This is a genomic window from Stenotrophomonas sp. yr243 (genome assembly GCF_900184195.1).
GTDB lineage: Bacteria > Pseudomonadota > Gammaproteobacteria > Xanthomonadales > Xanthomonadaceae > Stenotrophomonas > Stenotrophomonas lactitubi.
In genome coordinates this window covers 170,180-182,725 of sequence record NZ_FXWT01000002.1, presented here as the reverse complement: position 1 = coordinate 182,725, position 12,546 = coordinate 170,180, and the positions used below count along the sequence as shown (strand labels likewise).

Sequence of the window (12,546 nt, the reverse complement as noted above, 5' to 3'; positions counted from 1 at the left end):
GATGCCCGGCGGCTATGGAAATTCACCGCGCCTTGAGTGCCTTCAACAATGCGGCATTGAACTGCTTCGGGTCCTGCACCTGCGGCGAATGGCCCAGTGCCGCGAACTCGACCAGGGTCGAGCCGGGTATCGCCGCCGCTGCCGCCTTGCCCAGTGCCGGGTAGTTGCCCAGCGTCGCCTTCAGTTCGGGTGATGCCTGGTCACGGCCGATCGCCGTGCGGTCCTTCTGGCCGATGAACAAGGTGGTCGGCACCTGCAGGTTCTTCAGTTCATGGACGACGGGTTGGTTGAACACCATGTCCGAGGTCAACGCCTGGCTCCAGGCGACCTGCTGCCTGCCCGGGCCTTCGTACATGCCTGACTGCATGCGCGCCCACGGTTCGTACGCCGGCTTCCACTTGCCGTCGTAGTACACGTCCAGCTGGTAGCGGCGGATGCTGTCATAGCTGATGTTCATTTCGCCGGCATACCACGCGTCCACGCTGCGCCAAGGCACGCCCAGCGCCTTCCAGTCTTCCAACCCGATCGGATTGACCAGCGACAGACTGCGCAGCTCCTGCGGATACATCAGCGCATAGCGGATGGCCAGCATGCCGCCCATCGAATGACCGACCACATGCACCGGCACGTCACCCAGCTGCAGCTGCTGCAGCAGCGCGTGGGTATTGTCGGCAAGCTGCCCGAAGGAATACTGGTAGCGCTCGGGCTTGCTCGATTTGCAGAAGCCCACCTGGTCCGGCGCGATCACCCGGTAGCCTGCAGCCACCAGCGGCTTGATCGTCTCTTTCCAGGTCGCTGCGCAGAAGTTCTTGCCATGCAGCAGCAGCACCACGCCGATCGGCTTCTTCTTCGGCGCGACATCCAGATAGGCCATCTCCAGCGGCTGGCGCTGCGATTCCAGCGCAAAGGTCTTCACCGGATAGCCGTAATCGAACCCTTCCAGCCGCGGCCCGTAGGTTGGCGCAGCGAGAACGGACAACGGAACGCAGGCAAGCAGGGCAGCAGCGATCACGCGCATGGGACATTCCGGAGCAGGGGATGCCCGAGCCTAACCGCAAAGCGGTGACGACGCCGTCCGGTGTAGAGCCGAGCCCATGCCCGGCTGCACAGTAGAGCCTGGCCATGCCTGGCTGCGCCAATCATCAGCACTCGATGACGTTCACCGCCAGCCCGCCGCGGCTGGTTTCCTTGTACTTGTCCTGCATGTCGCGGCCGGTGTCGCGCATGGTCTTGATGACCTTGTCCAGCGACACCTTGTGCTTGCCGTCGCCGCGCATGGCCATGCGCGAGGCGTTGATTGCCTTCACCGCACCCATCGCGTTGCGCTCGATGCACGGAATCTGCACCAGGCCGCCGATCGGGTCACAGGTCAGGCCGAGATTGTGCTCCATGCCGATTTCCGCCGCGTTCTCGATCTGGCTCGGGTTGCCGCCGAGCGCCGCGACCAGGCCACCGGCGGCCATCGAACACGCAACGCCGACCTCACCCTGGCAGCCCACTTCGGCGCCGGAGATCGAGGCGTTTTCCTTGTACAGGATGCCGATCGCCGCCGAGGTCAGCAGGAAGTCGAACACCCGCTGTTCGTTCGCGCCGGGGCAGAAGCGGTCGAAGTAGTGCAGCACCGCCGGCAGTACGCCCGCCGCGCCGTTGGTGGGTGCGGTGACCACGCGGCCACCGGCGGCGTTCTCTTCATTCACGGCCAGCGCGTACAGGTTGACCCAGTCCAGCGTGGTCAGCGGATCACGCATCGCCGCTTCCGGCTTCGATGACAGTTCGCGGTACAGCGCCGGTGCGCGGCGGCCCACTTTCAGGCCACCGGGCAGCACGCCTTCCTCACGGATGCCACGCGCCACGCAGGCCTGCATCGCGCTCCATATCTCGCGCAGGTTGTCGCGGATCTCGTCTTCCGTGCGCCAGCACTTCTCGTTCTCGAACATCAACTGGGCGATGCTCAGGCCACTGCGTGCGGTCTGTGCCAACAGCTCGTCACCGCTCTTGAACGGGTAGGGCAACGGCGTTTCGTCGGGCACGATACGGTCATCGGCCGCATCGTCCTGGTTGACCACGAAGCCGCCGCCGACCGAGTAGTAATCGCGGGTGGCCAGCACTTCGTCATCGGCGTTGTACGCGGTGAAGCGCATGCCGTTGGTGTGGTAGGGCAGCTTCTGCCGCTTGTTCAGGCCGAGGTCGCGCTTTTCGTCGAAGGCGATCTCGTGCTGGCCCATCAGCATGATGCGCTTGCTGCTGCGGATGCGCTCCAGCGTGGACGGGATGATGTCCGGGTCGATCAGGTTCGGACGCTGCCCTTCCAGGCCAAGCAGGATCGCCTTGTCGGTGCCGTGGCCGCGACCGGTCAGTGCCAGCGAGCCGTACACATCGGCACGGATGCGCGCGACCTCCCCCAGCTTGCCCGGGTCGAGCAGCCAGCGATGGATGAAGCGCTCGGCGGCCCTCATCGGCCCGACGGTGTGCGAGGAGCTCGGGCCAATGCCGATCTTGAAAACGTCGAACGTGCTGACAGCCATGGTTGCCGTACTGCGGGTACCGGGAGAGACCGCTATTCTAGCGGTTCACGCCGCACTTCCATGACTGCGGCGCAGCATTTCCGCCAAGGGAGCAAACCCCGGTGTTGACCCTGTTCCAGCGTGACGACTGCCATCTGTGTGACATGGCCCTGGCCGAACTGGCCAAGGCGCGGGCGCCCGAGTTCGAATCGGTGTTCCTCGATGACCAGCCGGCGCTGGAGGCGCGTTATGGGGCGCGGGTGCCGGTGCTGCGTGACGAGGCACGCGGGCGGGAGCTGGACTGGCCGTTCGATGCGGCCTCGGTGCAGGCCTGGTTGGCCGCGGACAGGTAGCGCCGGGCCATGCCCGGCGAGCGCGTAGCGCGGCCATCGGGGGAAGCCGCCGGGCATGGCCCGGCGCTACCGCGGATGCCAGGGCGTCTTATTTCGCGTCGAACTTCACGATCGTGCTGATCGCGGTTTCGTCGGGGATGGTCTTGGTATCGGCCCAGTCGCCGCCGCCGACACCGAAGTCCAGGCGCTTGACCGTGGCCTTGCCGGTCAGCACCGGCTGCGCGCCGGGCTTCCAGGTGAAGGTGAAGGTGACCGGCTTGCTCACGCCGCGCAGTTCCAGCGTGCCATCGGCGGCGAACTGGTCGTTGCCGAGCGCGCGGAAGCCCTTTGCGGTGTAGCGCGCGGTAGCGAACTTGCCGACGTTGAAGAAGTCCGCCTCCTTCAGGGTGGAGTCGCGGTCGCTGTTGCCGCTCTTGGCGCCGGCCAGGGGAATCACCACGTCCAGCGAACCTGCGGACGGATTGGCCGGGTCGAAGCTGAGCTTGGTGGCAAAGCCCGGGAAGCTGCCGGTGAACACTTCACCATCGTATTTGGTGGCAAAGGCCAGGAACGAACCGGCACCGGGCGCCTGGGCGTAATCGGCGGCAAGCACCGGTGCGGTGGCCAGCATGCCGGCAAGGGCGGCAGCCACGGCGGCCGGGGTGGTCAGTTTCAGGTTCATCAGTCAGTCCTTCTGGGGAGAGGCGAGCCAGCCACGCGGCAACATCCGGGACAGGGTGGCATCGCGCTGGAACAGGTGGTGGTAGAAGGCAGCGCCGGCATGGGCCAGCACCACCGCGATCAACAGCCAGAAGCCGTATTCGTGCAACGCATGGGAAACCGCCACGACCTGCGGGTCCGGTCCGCTCAGCTTGGGCACGTCGACCAGACCGAACCAGCGGAACGGGCGCAGGCCGCTGGCCGAGTCGTATATCCAGCCCGACAACGGGATGGCGAACATCAGCACGTACAGCAGCACATGGGTGGCGCTGGCGATGCGCTCCTGCCAGCTCGGTACGCCCGGTACCGGCTTGGGGGCACCGGCATACAGGCGCCAGCCCAGGCGCAGCACCACCAGTGCCAGCACGGTGATGCCGATCGACTTGTGCGCGGTATAGACCCAGAAATACTTGGGCGTCTTCGGTAGCTCGCCCATGGTCAGGCCGACGATGCCCAGGGCGAGGATCAGCAATGCGATCAGCCAGTGCAGGGTCTGGCTGACACTCCCCCAGGCGGCGGGGGTGTTCTTGGCGGTCATGAAGGGTCCTTGGTGGCCGTCTGGCTGTCGGAGTGGGGTTGGGGCGCGGGAGTTCCCGGAGAATCGCTGCGGTCGAGCGTGGCTTCAGCCTCGATCCGCACCTGCACTGCATCGCCGATCACGCCCGGCCAGGCGGTGATGCCGAAGGCTCGGCGGCTCAGTGTCGTGGTGGCGGAGAACCCTGCAGTACGCCGGAACGGCGGCAGCGGATAGCGTTTGACCTGGTTCAAGGTCACCTCCAGCGTGACTTCCTGGCTGACCCCGCGCAGGGTCAGTGTCCCGGTCACGTGGGCACGTTTCGCGTCGATCGGTTCGACATGGTGGGAGACGAAGCGGGCGGTGGGAAAGCGCTCGCCATCGAGCAGGCTGCGCGCCAGGGTGGCCTGGTTCCACTTGGCATCGCCAAGGTCCAGTCGTGCTATCGGAATCTCGACGTCCAGTGTCGCATCGCGCCAGTTGTCGCTATCGAACTGCAGCTGGCCCTGGCTTCCGGAGATCGTACCCAGCGCCTGCGAGTAGCCGGCATGGTCGATGGCGAACAGCACCCGGGTATGTACCGGATCGATGCGGTAGGCATCGTTGCCTGCCCAGGCGGGGGCGACGGCAAGCAGCATCGGCAGCAGGGCCAGGCAGTGGCGCATCGGCGGTGGACTCCGGGAAAAAGACTGTTCGATCATACCCATAGCCCTTGCGCAACGCTGTGTCCACGGCTGCAACAGTTCGTGGTGCCGATGTGGCCGGAAACAGGCTGTTGCAGCGATGGCTGCAGCCCTGTGTGACAATCGGCACAGGACAGGGGGTTCAGGATGACGAGCGGCTGGCGCCGGTGGTGCCAAGGCATTGCAGGAGCAGGTCTGGTGCTGTTGGCGCTTTCCGCTGCAGCCGCGACCTTGGACATGGCCGGTGAAACGCCGCGCCTGCGCCGTTTCGGCGCGGCCGAGGGGTTGCCCTCGCGCATGGTGGTCGCGCTGGCCGAAGACCGACAGGGCCGTGTGTGGGCTGCCACCGACGGCGGCCTGGCCCGCTATGACGGTGGTGAACTGCGGGTGTGGCAGCACGACCCTGCACAACCGGATTCGCTGCCCGGCAACGAGATCGAAACCCTGCTGGTCGACCCGCTCGACCGGGTATGGGTCGGCATCAACGGCAAGGGGCTGGCCCGCCTGGATGCCGATCGCGAGCGCTTCAAGAGGTTCGAGTCCGTCACTGAAGGGTGCCAGGGACAGTTCTGGACGCTGGCCTATGCCGAGGATGCGCTATGGGTCGGCAGCAGCAGCCATGGGGTCTGCCGCTTCGGCGAAGACGCCTCGCTGCGCCATTTCCAGCATGATCCGGCGCAGCCCGGCGGTCTGCCGAGCGACACCGTTTTCAGCAGCCTGGTCGATGCGCAGGGACGGCTGTGGGTGGGAACCGAATCCGGCCTGGCGCGCTGGAACGGCCATGCCTTCGAAGCCGTGGCACCGCGCGAACTGGCGGCAGTCAGCGTGCTGCGGCTGAGCCGCGATGCCGATGGCGCAATCTGGGTCGGCACACAGAACGACGGCCTGTACCGCATCGATGCGCAGGATCGGGTAACGCGACCGGCCTGGGCCGACAGCGCCGGCCTGCGTTCGGCGTTGGTGCTGCCCGACAGCCGCGGAGGCTACTGGGCGGGAACCTCCGATGGCCTGCTGCGCGGTGACGGCCAGGTGCTGCGCAAACTGGAGGGCGACCGTGGCAGTGGCTTCCTGACCGGCCATAGTGGCGTGCTCGATCTGCTGCAGGATCATGAGGGAGGGCTGTGGGTCGCGCTGCTGACCCAGGGCCTGGCCTACCTTCCGCCAGACTGGCGGCGTTTTTCGACCTGGTACCAGCTTGATGGCAAACCGCTCGACAGCCAGTACCTGTTGAGCGCCGCCAGTGACGGTCGCAGCTACTACGTTGGCTCTGCCCATGGTGTCTACCAGATCGATGCGCAGGGGACGTTGAGGCTGCTGGCCAGCGAGCGCGAGCTGGGCGGTGGCGCGGTGTGGTCGGTGCTGCCACGTCCCGATGGGCGGCTGTGGCTGGGGCGCGCGGGACGCATCAGCGTGTATGACCCGGCCACCCGTGCGCTGCGCGACTGGCGCATCGGCGGCGGCTCCGACCTGCGACAGCGGATCGATCTGATGCGGCAGGCGCCTGATGGCACGGTCTGGGTGTCGGTGATGAATCTGGGCCTGCAGCAGCGCAGTGCCGAGGGCCGCCTGTTGCGCAGTTTCGATGGCGCCATGCTGCGTGGTGATACTGATGCACCGGTCGAACAGATCCGCTTCGATGCCACGGGGCGGGCCTGGGTGATGGGGGAAACGGGGATCATGCGCGAGCAGGGTGACCGCTTCGAAGCGGTCCCGGGCGTTTCCCGGGGTCCGATCTATGACCTGGTATGGATCGATCCCCGGCAGATGTGGATCGCACGCCAGGGCGCATTTGAACGCTACCAGTGGGATGGCCTCAGCCTGCGCCTGATCCAGCGCGTCGATGCCAGCGCCGGCGTGCCGCCGGTCAGCATGGGAGGGCTGGCCCTGGCCGCGAACGGACAATTATGGGCGACGTCGCCCCGTGGCCTGCTGCGCTGGGATCCGAAACAGCGTCGCCTGCAGATCTTCAATGAGCGCGACGGCCTGCTTGATGCCGAGTTCACCGGACGCCCGCCGGCGATCGATGCCGATGGCCGGGTACTGGCCGTTACCCAGACCGGCATGGTGGGCTTCGATCCGAATGCAGCCGACGCCGAACTGCCGCCGTCACAGCTGGTGATCGCGCAGGTGCGCGTGCGTCGCGACGATGCGCGCGGCTGGCAGCCCTTGCCGACCTCCGGCCTGCTGTTGCTGGGGCCTGATGACCGTGACCTGCAGATCGATGCGCGGTTGCTGTCCTACGCCAACCCACAGGGCAACCGTTACCGGTTCCGCGTGGAGGGCTACGACCAGAACTGGGTGGAACAGGGCGGGGATGGCCAGCGGACGTTGTCGCGGCTGCCGCCCGGGGCCTATTCGATCGAGGTGCAGGCCGCATCGGCCAGTGGCCCGTGGACACCCTCGCAGCAGCTGCACATCAAGGTATTGCCACCCTGGTGGCGCAGCGGCATGGCGATCTTCGGCTATGTGATGCTGGGCTCGCTGCTGCTGTTGGCACTGCTGTGGTCGATCCGCAGGCGGCTGCGCCGACGCCAGCAGTGGCAGTTGACGGTGCACAAGCAGCAGATCGCCGAGCAGGCATCGCAGGCCAAGAGCCGCTTCCTGGCGACCCTGGGCCACGAAGTGCGCACGCCGATGACCGGCGTGCTGGGCATGAGCGAGCTGCTGCTTGCGACCGAGCTGGATCCGGTGCAGCGCAGCTATGCCGGCTCGATCCAGCAGGCAGGCAGTCATCTGCTGCGGCTGGTCAATGATGCGTTGGACCTCGCAAGGATCGAGGCCGGACGGCTTGAGCTGGACATCCGGCCATTCGACCTGGGCGGACTGCTGGACCAGGTGCAGGCACTGATGCAGCCGATGGCACAACAGCGCAGGCTGGCTTTCCAGCGCGGGGAAGCACTACCTGGCCCGATCTGCGTCAGTGGCGATGAGATGCGCGTCCGCCAGATCCTGCTGAACCTGCTGGGCAACGCGATCAAGTTCACCGAGCGCGGCCATGTCGGTCTGGCGGCGCGCCTGGACGAGGACGGTGGCGCGGTGACCTTTGAAGTCAGCGACAGCGGGCCGGGCATCAATGCCGAACAGCAGCAGCGCCTGTTCCACCGCTTCGAACAGGCCGATGGCCCGCGCACCGCCTCGCGTTATGGCGGCAGCGGGCTGGGTCTGGCGATCTGCCAGGAGCTGGCGGTGGCGATGGGCGGCCGCATCGATGTCGACAGCCAGCCGGGGCGCGGCGCACGTTTCGCAGTGCGGCTGCCGCTGCCATGGAGCCGGCAGCAGGCCTCCAGCCCTGGCGAGGCAGCGTCGCCGACACTGCCTGCACTGCGCATCCTGCTGGTCGAGGACGATGCAACCGTTGCCGAGGTCATCGCGGGCCTGCTGCGCGGCCGCGGCCATGAGGTGGTGCACGTGCTGCATGGCCTGGGCGCACTGTCGGAGATATCCACCGAGGGATTCGATGTCGGCCTGCTCGACCTCGACCTGCCGGCACTCGACGGCACCGCCATCGCCCGCCAGCTGCGCGCGATGGGCTACGAGCTGCCGTTGGTGGCGGTTACCGCGCGCTCGGATGCCTATGCCGAAACCCAGGTGCTTGCGGCCGGATTCGATGGTTTCCTGCGCAAGCCGGTGACCGGCGATCTGCTGGTGGCGGCGATTGCCCAGGCGCGCAGTAAACGCCAGATCATCAGCTGAGTACGGCATCTTGCGGCGTGAATCCCGCAACTTTCGGTTTACCATGCCGACGCCCACGGCGTGGGCATCATCTACAGCAGCGTGAGGAGGCCATCGGTGGTGTATCTGCGGGCAGTGACGCTGCTGCTGCTGCTGTGCTGCCTGGCGCCCGCTGCCGCGCAGCCGGTGCCACCTTCGCCGCGGCAGGTCACCGTGTTCGATGGGTTGCCGTCCAACACCGTCAACCGCATGGCCGAAGACCGCTACGGCTACCTGTGGATTGCCACCAACGATGGCCTGGCCCGCTACGACGGGCGCAACTACCGCATCTGGCGTTCCGAAGACGGCCTGCGCGACAACCGCATCTGGAGCGTGCTGGTCGATGCCCGCAACGAGTTGTGGATCGGCACTGAAAATGCCGGCCTGGTGCGGATGTCGGCCGATCGCCGGCAGCTGCGCTTCTACGACCGCAGCAGCCAGCCGCTGATGGGCAGCAACACGGTCTGGAGCCTGGCTGCAACGCCGGATGGCGCGATCTGGTTCGGTACCCACGAAGGCGGCCTGTACCGGCTGGACAGCAATAATCGTCTGCAGCGGTTCCTGCCCGAAGCGAACAACCCGCGCAGCGTGCCGGCCGCGTCGGTGCCGTACCTCGCCACGCTTGCCGACGGCAGCCTGTGGGTCGGCACCAAGCATGGCGTGGCGCGCTGGACCGGCACCGATTTCGAACGCATCGGCGGCGACCTCGTGCCCAGCCTGTTGATCAATGGACTGACCGCAGAACCCGATGGCAGCCTCTGGATCAGCACGCTGGCAGGGGCCACCGTGCGCCGCCCGGATGGCCGTTTCGAATCCGTGCCCTGGACATTGCCGGCCGGGGATCAGGTGCTGGGCATGATGCTGCGCGATGAGCAGGGCGGGCACTGGCTGGATACGCGCAGCGGCCTGGGCCGGGGCATCGAAGGTCGGTACCAGACAGTACCGCTGTACAGCGCCATCGCCCGTGGCCTGGTGCGGCCGAACTGGACCGGCGCCTATGAGGATCGCGAAGGCGGCATCTGGCTGGCCAGCACCAATGCCGGGCTGTGGCATCTGCTTCCGCGCTGGTGGCAGTTCTCGGTGTTCTCGCGGCTGGAGGATGATCCGTCCTCGCTGCGCAATTCCTATGTGCTGGGTACCAGTCCCTCCAGCAACGGTGGCGTGTGGACCGTCGGCAGCCATGGTGCGCTGGACCGTTTCAATCCACGCACGGGTGTGATCGAGCAGCACCGCACCTTCGTCAACGGCATGCACTGGCTGACGTCGGTGCGCGAAGACCGGCAGGGACGGGTGTGGGTGGGTTCGACCGACGCCTTGATGCGCTATGACCCGCGCCGGGGCGAGCTGCGGCGCTGGGGCAGGGATGCCGGTGCCGACGCGACCATGGAAGGCAACATCGAGGCGATGATGACCTGTGATGGTGACAGCCTGTGGTTGATGCTGGCAGCGGGCCTGCAGCAGCGTGACCTGGATGGGCATGTGCGCCGGCAGCTGGACAACGGCCAGGATGGTCTGCAGGCCGGCCAGCTCAATCTTGACGTGGAATGCGGCCCGCAGGACCGGATCTGGCTGGCCAGCAGCCGTGGTCTGCTGCAGTGGCAACCGGATGCGCAGCGCTTCCAGCCGGTGCCGGGTGCGCCGGCCACGGCAGTGTATGCCCTGCACGTCGGCAAGGATGGGCAGATCTGGTTGTCCGAGGATGGCCGCCTGTCGCGGTATCTCTGGAGCCAGGGCAGGTTGGAACGGCAGGCGGTGGTGGGCACGGAGCAGGGCTATCCGGCGATTTCCGCCACCGGTCTGGTGGTCGACGCACAGGGCGTGGCGTGGGCCACCAGTGCCCGCGGCCTGGTGCGGGTGAGTGCCGATGGCGAGAGCGTGCGCCTGTATGGGGTGCACGATGGGCTTCCCAGCCAGGAGTTCCGCGAACACACCCTGATTGCCTCCGCCGCTGGGCGAATGGTGGCGGGTACCCCCGCCGGCGTGGTGGTGTTTGATCCCGAGCAGGTGCGGCCTTCCACCCGGCGTGCGCCGCTGGTGATCGAGCGGGTGGAGGTGCGCCGCAACGAGCAGTTGCTGGATCTGACCCATGACACGCCGCTGCAGATCGCCGACGGCGACCGTGACCTGCGTATCGTCGCGCGCTTGTTGTCCTTCGCCGATTCGGCCTCCAACACCTACCGCTATCGGTTGGCCGGCTACGACCCGGATTGGGTAGAGGTGGGACCGGCAGGCGAGCGCCTGTTCTCGCGTCTGCCACCCGGGGCCTACCGGCTGGAAGTGCAGGCGCGCTCGGCCGACCACGTGTGGTCGCGGGTACAGACCCTGGAATTCCACGTGCAGCCGCCATGGTGGCGCAGCTTGTCCGGCCTGCTGGTGCTGGCTTCGATCGCACTGCTGCTGACCAGCTGGTTCGCCTGGTTGTACCGGCGCCGGCTGCAGCGCCAGCACGCCTACCAGCTCGCCCTGCACAAGCAGGATCTGGCCGAACACGCTTCGGCGGCCAAGACGCGGTTCCTCGCCAATCTCGGCCATGAAATCCGTACGCCGATGACCGGCGTGCTGGGCATGAGTGAGCTGTTGCTGGCCTCGCCACTGGATCCGCAGCAGCGTGGCTATACCCAGTCCATCCGGCATGCGGGTGAGCATCTGCTGCACCTGGTCAACGATGCGCTGGATCTGGCGCGGATCGAATCGGGGCGACTGGAACTGCAATCCAATGCGTTCGGTCTCAACCGTCTGTTGCAGGATCTGGCCGCGCTGATGGGGCCGCTGGCTGCACAGAAGGGCCTGCGGTTCATCCTCGACAACCAGTTGCCTGCAGGGCTGCAGGCGACCGGCGATGCGATGCGGGTGCGACAGATCCTGCTCAACCTGCTCTCCAACGCGGTCAAGTTCACCAGCCGCGGCAGCATCACCCTGCACGCGCGTTGCGAGGAAGGGCCGCGTGGACTGCATTTCGAGGTGCGCGATACCGGTCCGGGCATCAGCCAGGAACAGCAGCAACGGTTGTTCCGCCGCTTCGAGCAGGCTGACGGCGCGCGCACTGCCGCGCAGTACGGCGGCAGCGGCCTGGGCTTGGCGATCTGCCGCGAGCTGGCACTGGCCATGCAGGGCCGGATCCGCGTGGAAAGCCAGCTGGGCAGCGGTACCTGCTTCGGTGTCAGCCTGCCACTACCACTGCAACAGGGTGCGGCCAGCGACGGAGGTGCCGATAGCGATGCCGCCGCTGCGGCGGTCAACATGCCACCGCTGCGGGTGTTGCTGGTGGAGGACGACGCGACCGTGGCCGATGTGATGTGTGGTCTGCTCACGACCCGTGGCCATGAGGTGGTCCACGCCGCCCACGCGCTGGCCGCACTGCGTGAGATCAGCGCAGGTGATTTCGATGTCGGCCTGCTTGATCTGGATCTTCCGGGCCTGAGCGGTTTCGAACTGGCCCAGCACCTGCGCAACCAGGGCTACACGCTGCCGCTGCTGGCGGTGACCGCACGCACCGACCCGGATCTGCAGCAGCAGGTGGAAGCGGCCGGCATCGGTGGTTTCCTGCGCAAACCGGTGACCGGCGAGCTGCTGGTGGAAGCGATCGCCCGCGTGCTGGGGCGATAGGGGTTCGGCAGGGCTGCGCCCTGCACCTGCAGAGGCAACGGCAACGGCAACGGCAACGGCCGAAGCAACAGCAACAGCTGGCTATCCGTGGGATGGCGGGGTGGGTCCGGTTGCGGGGGACGCCGTAAACCCGTCCCTGGGGGCTTGGCCGCGGCATCCATGCCGCGGACACCCCCGCAACCGGACCCACCCCGCCTTCGACAGATTTCCGCGATCTGTCGGAATGGCGTTCTGTGTTGCTGTTGGTGGGTGTCGACCTTGGTCGACCCGAAAATTATTTCGATATCTGAAAGAGATTCATCCACGCATGGCGTGGATCCATTAGACACCGGGAAACTGTCAGAGGTGGGGCGGTGTCGGATTGCGGGGTGTCAGCCGCATGGATGCGGCTGCCAAGCCTCCATGGACGGATTTACGGCGTCCCCGCACTCCGACACCGCCCCGCCATCCCACGGAATGCCAGCTCTTGCTTCGGC

Annotated in this window: 8 protein-coding genes; 3 read left to right on the top strand and 5 right to left on the bottom strand. The window is 66.7% G+C overall.

Features of this window, described 5'->3' with window-relative positions; genetic code table 11:
* Positions 1-22 precede the first annotated feature (22 nt).
* Both QOL57_RS07640 and QOL57_RS07635 read right to left on the bottom strand, forming a co-directional pair.
* A complete protein-coding gene (locus tag QOL57_RS07640; RefSeq protein WP_089236488.1) occupies positions 23-1,018 on the bottom strand; it encodes an alpha/beta hydrolase in 996 nt (331 codons plus the stop codon).
* 124 nt (positions 1,019-1,142) lie between these two features.
* The gene (locus tag QOL57_RS07635; protein WP_089236487.1) at positions 1,143-2,525 is read right to left on the bottom strand and encodes an L-serine ammonia-lyase; all 1,383 of its coding nucleotides are present in this window, start codon (positions 2,523-2,525) and stop codon (positions 1,143-1,145) included.
* A gap of 101 nt (positions 2,526-2,626) precedes the next feature.
* On the opposite strand from QOL57_RS07635, the gene QOL57_RS07630 reads away from it, so the two are divergent.
* Positions 2,627-2,857 (top strand): glutaredoxin family protein, encoded by a 231-nt coding sequence (locus tag QOL57_RS07630; protein ID WP_089236486.1) that lies wholly within the window; start codon positions 2,627-2,629, stop codon positions 2,855-2,857.
* Positions 2,858-2,945: 88 nt separating this feature from the next.
* On the opposite strand, the gene QOL57_RS07625 is transcribed toward QOL57_RS07630, so the two are convergent.
* Genes QOL57_RS07625 through QOL57_RS07615 form a run of 3 tightly spaced genes read right to left on the bottom strand, consistent with a single transcriptional unit; the run spans position 2,946 to position 4,735 of the window.
* Positions 2,946-3,518, bottom strand: coding sequence for a YceI family protein (locus tag QOL57_RS07625; RefSeq protein WP_089236485.1), 573 nt, complete (start codon positions 3,516-3,518; stop codon positions 2,946-2,948).
* A 3-nt stretch (positions 3,519-3,521) separates the two neighbouring features.
* Positions 3,522-4,094 carry a cytochrome b gene (locus tag QOL57_RS07620; RefSeq protein WP_089236484.1) on the bottom strand — a complete coding sequence of 191 codons (573 nt, stop codon included), beginning with the start codon at positions 4,092-4,094 and terminating at the stop codon, positions 3,522-3,524.
* Entirely contained in the window at positions 4,091-4,735 is a 645-nt protein-coding gene (locus tag QOL57_RS07615) for a YceI family protein (RefSeq protein ID WP_089236483.1), read from the bottom strand. The genes QOL57_RS07620 and QOL57_RS07615 overlap by 4 nt, the downstream gene beginning before the upstream one ends.
* A gap of 165 nt (positions 4,736-4,900) precedes the next feature.
* On the opposite strand from QOL57_RS07615, the gene QOL57_RS07610 reads away from it, so the two are divergent.
* Both QOL57_RS07610 and QOL57_RS07605 read left to right on the top strand, forming a co-directional pair.
* Complete coding sequence (locus QOL57_RS07610; RefSeq protein WP_089236482.1) at positions 4,901-8,446, top strand: ATP-binding protein; 3,546 nt, start codon at positions 4,901-4,903, stop codon at positions 8,444-8,446.
* 96 nt (positions 8,447-8,542) lie between these two features.
* Positions 8,543-12,070, top strand: coding sequence for a hybrid sensor histidine kinase/response regulator (locus QOL57_RS07605; RefSeq protein ID WP_089236481.1), 3,528 nt, complete (start codon positions 8,543-8,545; stop codon positions 12,068-12,070).
* Positions 12,071-12,546: the final 476 nt, after the last annotated feature.

Excerpts from the sequence above, each read along its gene's own strand:
- QOL57_RS07610 (WP_089236482.1), top strand. The coding sequence starts at position 4,901 with ATGACGAGCGGCTGGCGCCGGTGGTGCCAAGGCATTGCAGGAGCAGGT.
- QOL57_RS07635 (WP_089236487.1), bottom strand. The coding sequence starts at position 2,525 with ATGGCTGTCAGCACGTTCGACGTTTTCAAGATCGGCATTGGCCCGAGC.
- QOL57_RS07615 (WP_089236483.1), bottom strand. The coding sequence starts at position 4,735 with ATGCGCCACTGCCTGGCCCTGCTGCCGATGCTGCTTGCCGTCGCCCCC.
- QOL57_RS07625 (WP_089236485.1), bottom strand. The coding sequence starts at position 3,518 with ATGAACCTGAAACTGACCACCCCGGCCGCCGTGGCTGCCGCCCTTGCC.
- QOL57_RS07640 (WP_089236488.1), bottom strand. The coding sequence starts at position 1,018 with ATGCGCGTGATCGCTGCTGCCCTGCTTGCCTGCGTTCCGTTGTCCGTT.
- QOL57_RS07620 (WP_089236484.1), bottom strand. The coding sequence starts at position 4,094 with ATGACCGCCAAGAACACCCCCGCCGCCTGGGGGAGTGTCAGCCAGACC.